This is a genomic window from Pseudomonas sp. 43(2021) (assembly GCF_017490805.1).
Classification (GTDB): domain Bacteria; phylum Pseudomonadota; class Gammaproteobacteria; order Pseudomonadales; family Pseudomonadaceae; genus Aquipseudomonas.
This window is the reverse complement of sequence record NZ_JAFGYJ010000048.1, coordinates 1-14,011: the sequence shown is the minus strand read 5'-3', so window position 1 is coordinate 14,011 and position 14,011 is coordinate 1. Positions and strand designations below refer to the sequence as shown.

The following is a 14,011-nucleotide window of genomic DNA, read 5'->3' as shown; positions in this document are numbered from 1 at the left end:
TGAAACGGTAGCCAAGGCCTCGTTGCAGAAAAGCCTGGATGGCGGAAAGCTTGAACTGTCTGGTGTGCTTGCTCATGTGAAACGCCCCTGAGGTTGGATTTTTGTCCAACATCAGGGGCGCAGTTCACCCTGTGGGAGCGGGTTCACCCGCGAAGAGGCCGGTACAGGCAGTAAAAATCCTATTGCCCGTCCGCAGTCTCAGGCACACCCTTGAACCACTTCTGCTCAAGCTCGGCAGTCCGTCCGCTGTCCTTGAGCCGCTGCAGTGCATTGTTCACCGCGCTCTCGAACGCCGGGTTGTCCTTCTGGAACGGGATCACCAGCTGCTTCTCGCCAAACGGCAGGCTTACATCGAGCTGGCCGTCACCTTTGGGCGATTCGCTCGACGGGGTCAGTGCGATGTCGTACTTGCCACTCTCGACACCGGGCAGTACCTCTGTCGCAGGAGCTTCGATGAACTCGGCGCGCAGGTCCAGCTCCCTGGCCAGGTCCTGGCCGAACTCGATCTCGAAACCGGTCAGGTGGTCATTTTCCTTGAAGGCGTACGGTGAGTTGTCGGCCTGCACGGCGATGCGCAGTTCGCCCCGGTCGGCGATTTCATCTATCAGCTCGGCCTGAGCCAATGGCGTGATCAGTACCGCCAGCAATACCCCTATGGTCGAACGCATGAAAGCCCCTTTCTTCTTTGGCAAATGAATAACCTTCGCCACGGCTTTTTTCCTCGCCGTGGTCGAGCGCAGCCTATGACCTTGAAGCCTCGGCATTGTTTAACCTTGATTGAAATATTTCTGCCTGACGATGTGAACATCTGGGCGCACATATCAACTAAGGTGAACCACCGCCGCCACTGGAATATTGGCGGCGGTCAATAAGTGAATCACAGGAGAAGTGAATGAACAGCCTATTTTCGCGTGCTGCCGTTGCCGGTCTGTTGATGGGAGCGTCGGTGTTCGCCAGTGCCACAGATGCCCTGAAGAGCCAGGAACCGCCAAAGGAGGCCAAGGTCTTCATCGTTTCCCCCGCCGATGGCGCTACGGTCGACCAGACCTTCACCGTCAAGTTCGGCATCGAGGGCATGGCGCTCAAGCCCGCGGGTGACAATACCCCGCACACCGGGCACCACCACCTGCTGGTGGATGTGGACAAGGAACCCATGGCCGACATGGCGCTGCCAGTCAGCCAGATGCCACAGAGCGGCACCGCGCTGCCGGCGGGCCCGCAGGTGCTGCACTTCGGCAAGGCGCAGACCGAAACCAGCATTACCCTGACCCCGGGCAAGCACACCCTGCAGTTGGTGCTGGGTGACCAGTATCACGTGCCGTTCAAGCCGAGCGTCGTGTCGCAGAAGATCACGGTTGACGTGAAATAGGTGTTGGATTCTTCGCGGGTAAACCCGCTCTCACAGGGATCCCACAGGTCTGAAGCTTGTGGTGATCCTGTGGGAGCGGGTTTACCCGCGAAGCAGGCGACACCAATGTCACAGGCAAAAAAAGGGAGGCCACCAGGGCCTCCCTTTTTCATGTCGCCAGCGAACTTAGAACAGGACGCGGGAACGGATGGTGCCCTTGACCTGTTGCAGCTTCTCTTGCGCCAGGTCGGAGTACTCGGCGTCAACGTCGATCACCACGTAACCGACTTTCTCGTTGGTTTGCAGGAACTGACCGGAGATGTTGATGCCGTTCTCGGCGAAGACCTTGTTGATCTCGCTGAGTACGCCCGGGATGTTTTCGTGGATGTGCAGCAGGCGGTGCTTGCCTGGGTGTGCCGGCAGGGCAACTTCCGGGAAGTTGACCGAGGACACCGAGGTACCGTTGTCGCTGTACTTGACCAGCTTCTCTGCCACTTCCAGGCCGATGTTGGCCTGGGCTTCGGCGGTGGAACCACCGATGTGCGGGGTCAGGATCACGTTGTCCAGGCCGCGCAGCGGGCTTTCGAACTCTTCGTCGTTGGAACGTGGCTCGACCGGGAACACGTCGATGGCGGCGCCGATCAGGTGCTTGTCCTTGATGGCGGCGGCCAGGTGGTCCAGTTCGACCACGGTGCCACGGGCGGCGTTGATCAGGATCGAGCCCTTCTTCATGGCACGAATCTCCTTCTCGCCGATCATCCACTGGGTGGATGGCAACTCAGGCACGTGCAGCGAAACGATATCGGCCAGGCCCAGCAGCTCGTGCAGGCTGGTGACTTGTACGGCGTTGCCCAGTGGCAGCTTGGTCAGCGGGTCGAAGAAGTAGACCTGCATCCCCAGGCTTTCGGCCAATACCGACAGCTGGGTACCGATCGAACCATAACCGACGATGCCCAGTTTCTTGCCGCGGATCTCGAACGAGTTGGCCGCGCTCTTGATCCAGCCACCACGGTGGCAGGAAGCGTTCTTCTCAGGGATGCCGCGCAGCAGCAGGATGGCTTCGGCCAGTACCAGTTCGGCTACCGAACGGGTGTTGGAGTAGGGCGCGTTGAACACGGCGATACCGCGCTCGCGGGCAGCTTCCAGGTCGACCTGGTTGGTACCGATGCAGAAGCAGCCGACGGCGACCAGTTTCTTGGCGCAGTCGAAGATCTCTTCGGTCAGCTGGGTGCGCGAACGGATGCCGATGAAGTGGGCGTCGGCGATCTTTTCCTTCAGCTCGGCTTCCGGCAGCGAACCAGTGAGGTATTCGATGTTGGTGTAGCCGGCGGCCTTGAGGGTATCGACCGCGTTCTGGTGCACACCTTCAAGAAGAAGGAACCGGATCTTGCTCTTGTCGAGAGAAGTCTTGCTCATCTGCGTAAACCTGTATCCCGGAGAAAAAATGGCGAGGGTGATGCCAGGCGCGAAGGCAGCCTTAGCATGAACAGCGGGAGGGCTATGCTAGCATACGCGACACAATCTGAGCTTATCCCGACAGGTGAAGTGTGCTCAGGGTGACTATGAATAAGTCGAGAGTTCCAGCGATGACTCACCCCGCTGTTATTGATGAACTGATGACCCTTGTCGACCCTGGCAAGGTCCTGACCGACGCAGCTTCCCTGGAAGCCTATGGCAAGGACTGGACCAAGCATTACCCACCGGCGCCCAGCGCCATCGTGTTTCCCAAAACGGTGGAGCAGGTGCAGGCGATCGTGCGCTGGGCCAATACCCACAAGGTGGCGTTGGTGCCGTCTGGTGGGCGTACCGGGCTTTCTGCAGGCGCCGTGGCGGCCAATGGCGAAGTGGTGGTCGCCTTCGACTACATGAACCAGATTCTCGGCTTCAATGCCTTCGACCGCACCGTGGTCTGCCAGCCCGGGGTGATTACCCGCCAGCTGCAGGCCTGTGCCGAAGAGCAGGGCCTGTATTACCCGGTGGACTTCGCCTCCAGCGGTTCCAGCCAGATTGGCGGCAATATTGGCACCAATGCTGGCGGGATCAAGGTAATTCGCTACGGCATGACCCGCAACTGGGTGGCCGGGCTGAAAGTGGTCACCGGCAAGGGTGAGCTACTGGAGCTGAACAAGGACCTGATCAAGAACGCCACCGGCTATGACCTGCGCCAGCTGTTCATCGGCGCCGAAGGTACCCTGGGCTTCGTGGTCGAGGCCACCATGCGGCTGGACCGTGCACCGCGCAACCTCACCGCGATGGTGCTGGGCACCCCGGACTTCGATTCGATCATGCCGGTGCTGCATGCCTTCCAGGCCAAGCTGGACCTGACCGCCTTCGAGTTCTTCTCCGACAAGGGCCTGGCCAGGATCCTGGCGCGCGGCGACGTGCCGGCACCGTTCGAGACCGCCTGCCCGTTCTATGCGCTGCTGGAGTTCGAGGCCAGCACCGAGGAGGTGGCCAACGAAGCCTTGGCCACCTTCGAGCACTGCGTCGAGCAGGGCTGGGTGCTGGACGGGGTGATGAGCCAGAGCGAGACCCAGCTGAAAAATCTGTGGAAACTGCGCGAGTACCTGTCGGAAACCATCTCGCACTGGACCCCGTACAAGAACGACATTTCCGTCACCGTGTCGAAAGTGCCGGCGTTCCTGCGCGATATCGATGCCATCGTCGCCGAACATTGCCCGGATTACGAAGTGGTGTGGTACGGCCACATTGGCGACGGCAACCTGCACCTGAACATCCTCAAGCCCGAGCACATGAACAAGGATGAGTTCTTTGCCTCGTGCACCAAGGTCAACAAGTGGGTGTTCGATATCGTCAAACGCTACAACGGCTCGATCTCGGCCGAGCACGGCGTCGGCATGACCAAGCGCGACTACCTGGGCTACAGCCGCTCGCCCGAAGAAATCGCCTGCATGAAGGCAATAAAGGCCGTGTTCGACCCTAACGGCATCATGAATCCGGGTAAGATCTTCGCACCTGAATAGAAAGCAGTATCCAGAGGAGTCGGCCATGAGTTACCAGCACCAGTACGTAGACGGCACGCGCATTCACTTCCCGCTGGGCAAGGTGGTGTGCATCGGCCGTAACTATGCCGAGCATGCCAAGGAACTGGACAACCCGATCCCCACCGAACCACTGCTGTTCATCAAGCCGGGCAGTTGCGTGGTGCCGGCCGAAGGTGGCTTCAAGATCCCGACCGAGCGCGGCTCTGTGCACTATGAGGCCGAAATTGCCGTGCTGCTGGGCAAGCCGCTGTCGACTCATCCGAGCGAGGAAGAGGTGCTGGACGCCATTTCCGGTTATGCCCCGGCGCTGGACCTGACCCTGCGCGATGTGCAGGCCAGGCTGAAAGAGAAGGGCCTGCCATGGGAGCTGGCCAAGTGCTTTGACGGCGCCTGCGTACTGCCGCCGTTCGTGTCGGCCGCCAGCTTCGAGGACGTGACCGACATCCCGGTGCGCCTGACCGTCAACGGCGAGGTGCGCCAGGACGGTAACAGCGCGATGATGCTCAACCCGATCGTGCCGATGATCCAGTACATGGCTGCGCATTTCTCGCTGCAGGCGGGGGATGTGATCCTCACCGGTACTCCGGCTGGCGTAGGGCCGTTCCATGTCGGTGACGAACTGGTGCTTGAGCTGCCAGGTGTGAGCCGCTTCGAAAGCCGGGTGCTTTGAGCTGGAACCGTATCGCCTTCTTCGCGGGTAAACCCGCTCCCACAGGAACTGCGCAACTCTCAAGGGCGGCGCTATGCCTGTGGGAGCGGGTTCACCCGCGAAGAGGCCGGTCCGGTTTACCGATTTTTCACACCTGATCCGGATAATGCGCGGATCTACGCCCATTTCCCCAGGACCCCTGCATGTCATCTCCCTCCAGCGCCCCGGCAACCCCCAAGCGTCGTTTCTTCCTGCGCTGGCCCTTCGGCCTGGCCGTGGCAGCGGTAATCGGCTATGGCGTGGCCGTGGCCATGCACTGGGATGACCGCGGTGCGCTGTGGGTCAAGGAAAGCTTCGAAAGCACCGCCGAGCGCAGCGAAAGCGTATGGCTGCCGGACTACCAGGTCGACATCGATGCCAAGCCGCTGCCAGGCATGGACGACGATGAAGCCTCGGACGTGGCTTTCAACCCGCGTACCCGCACCCTGTTCGCAGTCATGGGCAAGAACCCGATCCTGGTCGAGCTGAGCCTGGATGGCGATGTACTGCGCAAGATCCCGCTCAACGGCTGGAACAACCCGGAAGGCGTCGCCGTGCTGGAAGACGGCTACCTGGCAATCACCGACGAGCGCCTGCACGACCTGACCGTGGTCAAGGTGGATGCGCAGACCACCGCGTTGAACCATGATGATTTCCAGAGCCACGACCTGGGCCAGTCGGTGAAGAGCAACAAGGGCTTCGAGGCGGTGGCCTGGGACCCGCTGCGCCAGCGCCTGGTCATCGGCGAGGAGCGCCCGCCCAAGCTGTATACCTGGAATACTGATGGCCGCAGCCCGCTCACCGGTGAAAAAAAGCTGCTGCCCAGCGATGAGCTGGACCTGCGCAACCTCTCGGCGCTTAGCGTCGATCCGCGTACCGGCCACCTGTTGGTGCTGTCGTCCGATTCCAACATGCTGCTGGAGCTGGACGAGCAGGGCCAGCAAGTCAGCTTCATGACCTTGCTGGGTGGTTTCAACGGCCTGCAGGGCACCATCCCGCGTGCCGAAGGGGTGGCCATGGACGACAAGGGCAACCTGTACATGGTCAGCGAGCCGGCTCTGTTCTATCGCTTCAGAAAGAACTGACCCCAATATCCGATTTTTCGGATGCTGGCATTAAGCTTTACTTCAGTTGTTCATGGTTAGATTCGCCACCCCTATGTCGAGTCTGCCCTCATGCGCCGTTTTGTTCACCCGTTTCCTGTTCTGGCCGTCATCGGCCTGATCCTGCTCGGCTTGGCCGGGCAGGAGTTCCGCCTGTTCGAGCGTGTCTGGTTCAATCTCAAGGCCTGGTGGCAGCCAGCCGAGCAGAGCATCGGCCTGGACCGTTACCGGGTGGTGGTGGAGGCGCAGCCGATCGAGGGGCTGGATGACGACATTTCGGCGCTGACCTACGACCCGGACCGCAAGACCCTGTTTACCGTCACCAATGCCCGCTCGGAACTGATCGAACTGTCGCTGGACGGCCGAATCCTGCGCCGGGTACCGCTGACCGGCTTCGGCGACCCGGAAGCCGTGGAGTACGTCGGGCCCAATAGCTATGTGATTACCGATGAGCGTCAGCAGCGGCTGATTCGCGTGCGCCTGGAGGACAACACGATGTTCCTCGATGCCGGCGATGCCGAGCAGCTGACCCTGGGCATTGGCCTGAATGGCAACAAGGGCTTCGAGGGGCTGGCCTACGATTCGGCGGGCAAGCGCCTGTTCGTGGCCAAGGAACGTGACCCGATGCTGATCTACGAGGTGCATGGTTTCCCGCACGACAACCCGGAGCAGCCCTATGCGGTGCATGTGGTACAGGACCGCAAGCGCGATTCGCGGCTGTTCGTGCGGGACCTGTCGAGCTTGCAGTTCGATGAGCGCAGCGGGCACCTGCTGGCGCTGTCGGACGAGTCGCGGCTGGTGCTGGAACTGGATGTGGAGGGTCGGCCGCTGAGTACCTTGTCGTTGCGCAAGGGGTTCCAGGGGTTGCAGGCGACGGTGCCGCAGGCGGAGGGGATTGCGATGGATGAGGCGGGGACCATCTATCTGGTCAGTGAGCCGAACCTGTTCTATGTGTTCAAACAGCCGGCGGATTGATTGCCTGGAAGGGCCTATTCGCGGGCATGCCCGCTCCCACAGGTACGCCACCGGTTTCAGACCCCGTGCAGTTCCTGTGGGAGCGGGCGTGCCCGCGAAGAAGATTACTCGGCCTTCAGGCTCTTCACGCCTTCAGCGGTACCCAGCAGCAGCAAATCCGCCGGACGCGCCGCGAACAGGCCGTTGGTCACCACGCCAACGATGGCGTTGATCTGCGCCTCCAGCTCCACCGGGTTTGTGATCTGCAGGTTGTGCACATCGAGGATCACGTTGCCGTTGTCGGTCACCACACCCTCACGGTACACCGGGTCGCCGCCCAGCTTGACCAGCTGGCGAGCCACGTGGCTGCGGGCCATCGGGATCACTTCGACCGGCAGTGGGAAGGCGCCCAGCACAGGTACCAGCTTGCTGGCGTCGGCGATGCAGATGAAGGTCTTGGCCACGGCGGCGACGATCTTCTCGCGGGTCAGGGCTGCACCGCCGCCCTTGATCAGGTTCAGGTGCGCGTCGCTCTCGTCGGCGCCGTCCACGTAGAACTCCAGTTCGCTGACGCTGTTCAGCTCGTAGACCGGGATGCCATGGCCCTTCAGACGCTGGGCGGTGGCTTCGGAGCTGGCGACCGCGCCGTCGAAGGCAGTCTTGTGCTGAGCCAGGGCGTCGATGAAGAAGTTGGCGGTCGAACCGGTACCGACGCCGACGACGCTCTTTTCATCCAGCTTGGGCAGAATGAAGTCGACAGCGGCCTGGGCGACGGCCTGTTTGAGTTGGTCCTGGGTCATGCGGGCTCCGAGAGGGGCAGGGCGGTTTTGAAAAGAGCCTAGTATAACGGCTCGGGCGGCTTTGCTGTGGTCGCCCGACGTAGCGCTGGGGTAGACTCCCAGCCCTTGTCCCGCGGCCCAGTGATGCTTTCCCGATGCTCGAACAGTACGTCAAGAAGATCCTCACCTCGCGCGTCTACGACGTTGCGGTCGAAACCCCGCTGCAGAGCGCCGGGCAACTGAGCAAGCGCCTGGGCAACCAGATTCTGCTCAAGCGCGAAGACTTGCAGCCGGTGTTCTCGTTCAAGATCCGCGGGGCCTACAACAAACTGGCCCAACTGACCCCGGAAGAACTGGCCCGTGGCGTGGTCACCGCCTCGGCGGGCAACCATGCCCAGGGCTTGGCCCTGGCCGCACGCGAGATGGGCATCAAGGCCACTATCGTGATGCCCAAGACCACCCCGGAGATCAAGGTCGAAGGCGTGCGTTCGCGGGGCGGCAAGGTGGTGCTGCATGGCGACTCGTTCCCCGAGGCGCTGGCCTATTCGCTGAAACTGGTCGATGAAAAGGGCTTCGTCTACGTCCACCCCTATGACGACCCGCACACCATCGCCGGGCAGGGCACGGTGGCCATGGAAATCCTGCGCCAGCACCCTGGCCAGCTGGACGCGATCTTCGTACCGGTGGGCGGCGGCGGCCTGATCGCCGGCATTGCTGCCTACGTGAAGTACCTGCGTCCGGAAATCAAGGTGATTGGCGTCGAGCCGGACGATTCCAACTGCCTGCAGGCGGCCATGGCGGCCGGTGAGCGTGTGGTGCTGCCGCAGGTCGGGCTGTTCGCCGATGGCGTGGCGGTGGCGCAGATCGGTCAGCACACCTTCGATATCTGCCGCCATCATGTGGATGAAGTGGTCACCGTCAGTACCGACGAGATCTGCGCGGCGATCAAGGATATCTACGATGATACCCGCTCGATCACCGAACCTGCCGGTGCCCTGGGCGTGGCGGGCATCAAGAAGTACGTCGAGTTGTACGGCGTCACCGGGCAGACCCTGGTGGCCATCGATTCCGGTGCCAACGTCAACTTCGACCGCCTGCGCCATGTGGCCGAGCGTGCCGAGCTGGGTGAAAAGCGCGAGGCGATCATCGCCGTGACCATTCCCGAGCGCCCAGGCAGCTTCAAGGCCTTCTGCGAGGCTATCGGCAAGCGCCAGATCACCGAGTTCAACTACCGCAAGCACACCTCCGACGAGGCGCATATCTTCGTCGGCGTGCAGACCCACCCGGAAAACGACCCGCGGGCGGCGCTGGTGCAGCAACTGACCGATCAGGGCTTCCCGGTTACCGACCTGACCGATAACGAGCTGGCCAAGCTGCATATTCGCCACATGGTCGGCGGCCATTCGGCTGGTGCCAGTGACGAAATGGTGCTGCGCTTCGAATTCCCCGAGCGGCCGGGGGCGCTGTTCAACTTCCTCAACAAGCTGGGCGGGCGCTGGAACATCTCGATGTTCCACTACCGCAACCATGGCGCGGCTGACGGCCGCGTGGTGGCCGGGTTGCAGGTACCGGAGGACGAGCGCCACCTGGTGCCGACGGCGCTGGCGAAGATCGGCTACCCGTACTGGGACGAGACTGACAACCCGGCTTACAAGCTGTTCCTGGGCTGAGCGGCTAAGCTTGGGGCTGATGGCCCTTTCGCGGGTAAACCCGCTCCCACAGGTACTGCACAAGTCTCGAGGTCAGTGCAGTACCTGTGGGAGCGGGTTCACCCGCGAAGAAGCCACTGCAAAATGGCCTGCTCAAGGACAATAGAGACATGGAACACCTGACCACCCTCAAAACCCTGCACATCATCGCCACCGCGCTCCTGCTGCTGGGCGCCCTGGGCCTGGCGCTCTGGACCGTGCGTGCCCGCCGCCAGGGCGATGCCGAGGCCTACGCCAAGCTGCTGCGTCGCCCGCTGGTGTTCGTCTGGCTGGTGATGGGCCTGTGCCTGGTGAGCATGCCGTTCACCGGCTGGTGGCTGGTACATCTGGTGGGCTGGCCGCTGGGACAGACCTGGGTGCTGGCGTCCAGTGTCATTTATACGCTGGGCGCGTTTGCCGTGTGGTGGCTGCTGATCCGGCTGAACCGGCTGCGCAAGGCCGAGGTGGTGGGGTTGCGCTTTACCCTGGCACTGGCGGTATTCAGTGGGGTTTGCTTCCTGTCCATTGCCGGGCTTATGGGCGCCAAGCCGGTCTGAAAGCCTTGTGCTGTATGTGCTGGCCTCTTCGCGGGTAAACCCGCTCCTACAGGACCTGTGCAAGGCTTGATGGCTGTGCAGTACCTGTGGGAGCGGGTTTACCCGCGAAGAGGCCGCTACAGGAAAACCTCAATCTCGCAACGAAACCACCGGCCACCCACGTTGCTCGGCCTCCGCCCGCAGGTTCGGGTCGGGATCCACCGCTACCGCATGCGCCACCCGCTGCAACAACGGCAGATCGTTCATAGAGTCGCTGTAGAAGTAGCTGTCCGCAAGATCAAAGCCGTTCTCCAGCATCCAGCGTTCCAGTCGCGTCACCTTGCCTTCACGGAAACACGGTATATCGGTACTACGCCCGGTATAGCGGCCATCACGCGTCTCGCATTCGGTCGCCAGCAACACGCGAACCCCCAGGCGCCGGGCAATCGGTGCGGTGACGAAGCGGTTGGTGGCGGTGATGATCACCAGCTGGTCGCCGGCCTCGCGGTGCTGCTGCAGCAAGGTCAGCGCCTTGGGCAGGATGATCGGCTCGATGCAGTCGCGCATGAAGTCGCGGTGCAACTCGTCTAGCCGGGCTAACGGTGTTGCTGCAAGGATTTCCATGGAAAAGGCCAGGTAGGCCTGCAGGTCCAGGGTGCCATTCAGGTAGTCCTGGTAGAAGCCATCATTGCGTTGCTTGTAGGCAACCGGGTCGAGGATGCCGCGCTGGCAAAGGTAGTCACCCCAGGCATGGTCGCTGTCGCCACCGAGGAGGGTATTGTCCAGGTCGAATAAAGCCAGACGCATCGAGGTCACTCGCATCAGCCACAGGGTAGGCCGGCAGAATACGGAGTTTTCACGCGGCTGCACATAAGCTTGGCGGGCGCGTTGCTGCGCTCGCAAGCTTTGTGGAACAATGCGGTGACATGCGTTTGCGAGGTTGCTGCCGTGATCGACCCGGATGGTTTTCGCCCCAATGTCGGGATCATTCTCACGAATGATGCCGGGCAGGTGCTATGGGCTCGCCGGATCAACCAGGATGCCTGGCAGTTTCCACAGGGTGGCATCAACCCTGACGAGACGCCGGAAGATGCCCTGTACCGCGAGCTGAACGAAGAAGTTGGCCTTGAACGCGATGATGTGGAAATTCTTGCCTGCACCCGTGGCTGGTTGCGTTATCGTTTACCCCAGCGACTGGTGCGTACGCATAGCCAGCCGCTGTGCATCGGCCAGAAGCAGAAATGGTTCCTGCTGCGTCTGGTCAGCAACGAACAACGGGTGCGGATGGACCTGACCGGCAAGCCGGAATTCGACGGCTGGCGCTGGGTCAGCTATTGGTACCCGCTGGGCCAGGTTGTGACATTCAAGCGCGAGGTCTACCGACGCGCCCTGAAAGAGCTAGCACCGCGTCTGCTGACGCGCGACTGACGACGGAGTTCGACCCCGAGCCATGCTCAATACGCTGCGCAAGATCGTCCAGGAAGTAAACTCCGCCAAAGATCTCAAGTCGGCGTTGGGGATCATTGTCTTGCGTGTCAAGGAGGCCATGGGCAGTCAGGTCTGCTCGGTCTACCTGCTCGACCCGGAAACCAACCGCTTCGTGCTGATGGCCACCGAAGGCCTGAACAAGCGTTCCATCGGCAAGGTCAGCATGGCCCCCAACGAAGGCCTGGTCGGCCTGGTCGGTACCCGGGAAGAGCCGCTGAACCTGGAAAACGCCGCCGACCACCCGCGTTATCGCTACTTTGCCGAAACCGGCGAAGAAAAATTCGCCTCCTTCCTCGGTGCGCCGATCATCCACCACCGCCGTGTGGTCGGGGTATTGGTCATCCAGCAAAAGGAGCGTCGCCAGTTCGACGAGGGCGAAGAAGCCTTCCTGGTCACCATGAGCGCCCAGCTCGCCGGGGTTATCGCCCACGCCGAGGCCACCGGCTCGATCCGTGGCCTGGGCCGCCAGGGCAAGGGCATCCAGGAAGCGCGCTTCGTCGGCGTACCGGGCTCGCCTGGCGCCGCCGTGGGGCGCGCCGTGGTGATGTTGCCGCCGGCTGACCTGGAAGTGGTACCGGACAAGACCGTCGATGACATCGACGCCGAACTGAAGCTGTTCCAGAACGCCCTCGAAGGTGTGCGCGACGATATGCGCAAGTTGTCGGCCAAGCTGGCCACCCAACTGCGCCCGGAAGAGCGTGCACTGTTCGATGTGTACCTGATGATGCTTGAAGACGCGGCCCTGGGCGGTGAGGTGACCGAAGTCATCAAGACCGGCCAGTGGGCCCAGGGCGCCCTGCGCCAGGTGGTGGGCGAGCACGTCAACCGCTTCGAGCTGATGGACGATGACTACCTGCGCGAGCGCGCCTCCGACGTCAAGGACCTTGGCCGGCGCCTGCTGGCCTACCTGCAGGAAGCCCGCGCACAGTCGCTGGTGTATGCCGACAACACCATTCTGGTCAGTGAAGAGCTGACCCCGGCGATGCTCGGCGAAGTACCGGAAGGCAAGCTGGTCGGCCTGGTCTCGGTCCTGGGCTCGGGCAACTCCCACGTCGCCATCCTGGCCCGCGCCATGGGCATCCCCACGGTGATGGGCCTGGTCGATTTGCCGTATTCCAAGGTCGACGGCATCGAGATGATCGTCGACGGCTACAAGGGCGAGGTGTTCACCAACCCCAGCGAAGTGCTGCGCAAGCAGTACAGCGACGTGGTCGAGGAGGAGCGCCAGCTGGCCCAGGGCCTGGATGCCCTGCGCGAACTGCCGTGCGTTACCCCGGACGGCCACCGCATGCCGCTGTGGGTCAACACCGGCCTGCTCGCTGACGTGGCCCGTGCCCAGCAGCGCGGTGCCGAAGGGGTAGGGCTGTACCGCACCGAAGTGCCGTTCATGATCAACCAGCGCTTCCCCAGCGAGAAGGAGCAGCTGGCCATCTACCGCGAGCAGCTGGCGGCCTTCCACCCGCTGCCAGTGACCATGCGCACCCTCGACATCGGCGGCGACAAGTCGCTGTCGTACTTCCCGATCAAGGAAGAAAACCCGTTCCTCGGCTGGCGCGGCATCCGCGTCACCCTCGACCACCCGGAAATCTTCCTGGTGCAGACCCGCGCCATGCTCAAGGCCAGCGAGGGGCTGAACAACCTGCGCATCCTGCTGCCGATGATTTCCGGCATCCACGAGCTGGAAGAGGCGCTGCACCTGATCCACCGCGCCTGGGGCGAGGTGCGTGACGAAGGCACCGATGTGCCGATGCCGCCGGTTGGCGTGATGGTGGAAATTCCTGCGGCGGTGTACCAGACCAAGGAGCTGGCGCGGCAGGTGGACTTCCTGTCGGTCGGCTCCAACGACCTGACCCAGTACCTGCTGGCGGTGGACCGCAACAACCCGCGGGTCGCCGACCTGTACGACTACCTGCACCCGGCGGTGTTGCAGGCGCTGAACACGGTGGTGCGCGATGCCCATGGTGAAGGCAAGCCGGTGAGTATCTGCGGCGAGATGGCCGGTGACCCGGCGGCGGCGATCCTGTTGATGGCGATGGGCTTCGACAGCCTGTCGATGAACGCCACCAACCTGCCGAAGGTGAAGTGGATGCTGCGCCAGATCAACCTGGGCAAGGCCAAGGAACTGCTGGCCGAGGCCCTGAGCCATGACAACCCGCAGGTTATCCACAGCTCGCTGCAACTGGCCCTGAAGAACCTTGGGCTGGCGCGGATGATCGGGCCCGGGGCCAATAAAACCCTCTGAATATGAGGTGGCCTGTTCCGGCCTCTTCGCGGGTAAACCCGCTCCCACAGGTATGAACTGCGCCCCTGATGTTGGACAAAAATCCAACCTCAGGGGCGTTTCACATGAGCAAGCACACCAGACAGTTCAAGCTTTCCGCCATCCAGGCTTTTCTGCAACGAGGCCTTGGCTACCGTTTCA

Annotated in this window: 13 protein-coding genes; 9 read left to right on the top strand and 4 right to left on the bottom strand. The window is 62.2% G+C overall.

Features of this window, described 5'->3' with window-relative positions; all coding sequences use genetic code 11:
• Positions 1 to 179: 179 nt before the first annotated feature.
• Positions 180 to 668: a transporter substrate-binding domain-containing protein gene (locus J5M71_RS25335; RefSeq protein ID WP_207838171.1), complete on the bottom strand. Its 489-nt coding sequence runs from the start codon at positions 666 to 668 to the stop codon at positions 180 to 182.
• A 224-nt stretch (positions 669 to 892) separates the two neighbouring features.
• Here J5M71_RS25335 and J5M71_RS25330 point away from each other — a divergent pair, with 224 nt between their 5' ends.
• A complete protein-coding gene (locus J5M71_RS25330) occupies positions 893 to 1,369 on the top strand; it encodes a DUF4399 domain-containing protein (RefSeq protein ID WP_207838168.1) in 477 nt (158 codons plus the stop codon).
• Between the two features lie 165 nt (positions 1,370 to 1,534).
• Here the strand turns inward: J5M71_RS25330 and serA are convergent, their stop codons facing one another.
• The gene (gene serA / locus J5M71_RS25325) at positions 1,535 to 2,764 is read right to left on the bottom strand and encodes a phosphoglycerate dehydrogenase (protein WP_207838165.1); all 1,230 of its coding nucleotides are present in this window, start codon (positions 2,762 to 2,764) and stop codon (positions 1,535 to 1,537) included.
• Between the two features lie 170 nt (positions 2,765 to 2,934).
• On the opposite strand from serA, the gene J5M71_RS25320 reads away from it, so the two are divergent.
• From J5M71_RS25320 to J5M71_RS25305, 4 genes are all read left to right on the top strand, one after another.
• On the top strand, positions 2,935 to 4,332 hold the full coding sequence (locus J5M71_RS25320; protein ID WP_207838162.1) for an FAD-binding oxidoreductase: 1,398 nt from the start codon (positions 2,935 to 2,937) through the stop codon (positions 4,330 to 4,332).
• Positions 4,333 to 4,357: 25 nt separating this feature from the next.
• Entirely contained in the window at positions 4,358 to 5,023 is a 666-nt protein-coding gene (locus J5M71_RS25315) for a fumarylacetoacetate hydrolase family protein (protein ID WP_207838159.1), read from the top strand.
• 182 nt (positions 5,024 to 5,205) lie between these two features.
• Positions 5,206 to 6,126, top strand: coding sequence for an SdiA-regulated domain-containing protein (locus J5M71_RS25310; RefSeq protein ID WP_207838157.1), 921 nt, complete (start codon positions 5,206 to 5,208; stop codon positions 6,124 to 6,126).
• Positions 6,127 to 6,216: 90 nt separating this feature from the next.
• Positions 6,217 to 7,119, top strand: a complete 903-nt coding sequence (locus tag J5M71_RS25305; protein WP_207838155.1) for an SdiA-regulated domain-containing protein — start codon at positions 6,217 to 6,219, stop codon at positions 7,117 to 7,119.
• Between the two features lie 104 nt (positions 7,120 to 7,223).
• Here J5M71_RS25305 and rpiA read toward each other — a convergent pair whose 3' ends face one another.
• The gene (gene rpiA, locus J5M71_RS25300; protein WP_063912115.1) at positions 7,224 to 7,898 is read right to left on the bottom strand and encodes a ribose-5-phosphate isomerase RpiA; all 675 of its coding nucleotides are present in this window, start codon (positions 7,896 to 7,898) and stop codon (positions 7,224 to 7,226) included.
• 134 nt (positions 7,899 to 8,032) lie between these two features.
• Between rpiA and ilvA the strand changes: the two genes are divergently transcribed.
• Positions 8,033 to 9,547: a threonine ammonia-lyase, biosynthetic gene (gene ilvA / locus J5M71_RS25295; RefSeq protein WP_063912114.1), complete on the top strand. Its 1,515-nt coding sequence runs from the start codon at positions 8,033 to 8,035 to the stop codon at positions 9,545 to 9,547.
• 149 nt (positions 9,548 to 9,696) lie between these two features.
• Positions 9,697 to 10,122: a DUF2269 domain-containing protein gene (locus tag J5M71_RS25290; protein WP_207838153.1), complete on the top strand. Its 426-nt coding sequence runs from the start codon at positions 9,697 to 9,699 to the stop codon at positions 10,120 to 10,122.
• 129 nt (positions 10,123 to 10,251) lie between these two features.
• Here J5M71_RS25290 and J5M71_RS25285 read toward each other — a convergent pair whose 3' ends face one another.
• Positions 10,252 to 10,908 carry an HAD family hydrolase gene (locus tag J5M71_RS25285; RefSeq protein ID WP_207838151.1) on the bottom strand — a complete coding sequence of 219 codons (657 nt, stop codon included), beginning with the start codon at positions 10,906 to 10,908 and terminating at the stop codon, positions 10,252 to 10,254.
• Positions 10,909 to 11,049: 141 nt separating this feature from the next.
• Between J5M71_RS25285 and J5M71_RS25280 the strand changes: the two genes are divergently transcribed.
• Together J5M71_RS25280 and ptsP are read left to right on the top strand one after the other, a co-directional pair.
• On the top strand, positions 11,050 to 11,529 hold the full coding sequence (locus J5M71_RS25280) for an RNA pyrophosphohydrolase (RefSeq protein ID WP_003249017.1): 480 nt from the start codon (positions 11,050 to 11,052) through the stop codon (positions 11,527 to 11,529).
• A 22-nt stretch (positions 11,530 to 11,551) separates the two neighbouring features.
• A complete protein-coding gene (gene ptsP, locus J5M71_RS25275) occupies positions 11,552 to 13,831 on the top strand; it encodes a phosphoenolpyruvate--protein phosphotransferase (protein WP_087499782.1) in 2,280 nt (759 codons plus the stop codon).
• Positions 13,832 to 14,011: the final 180 nt, after the last annotated feature.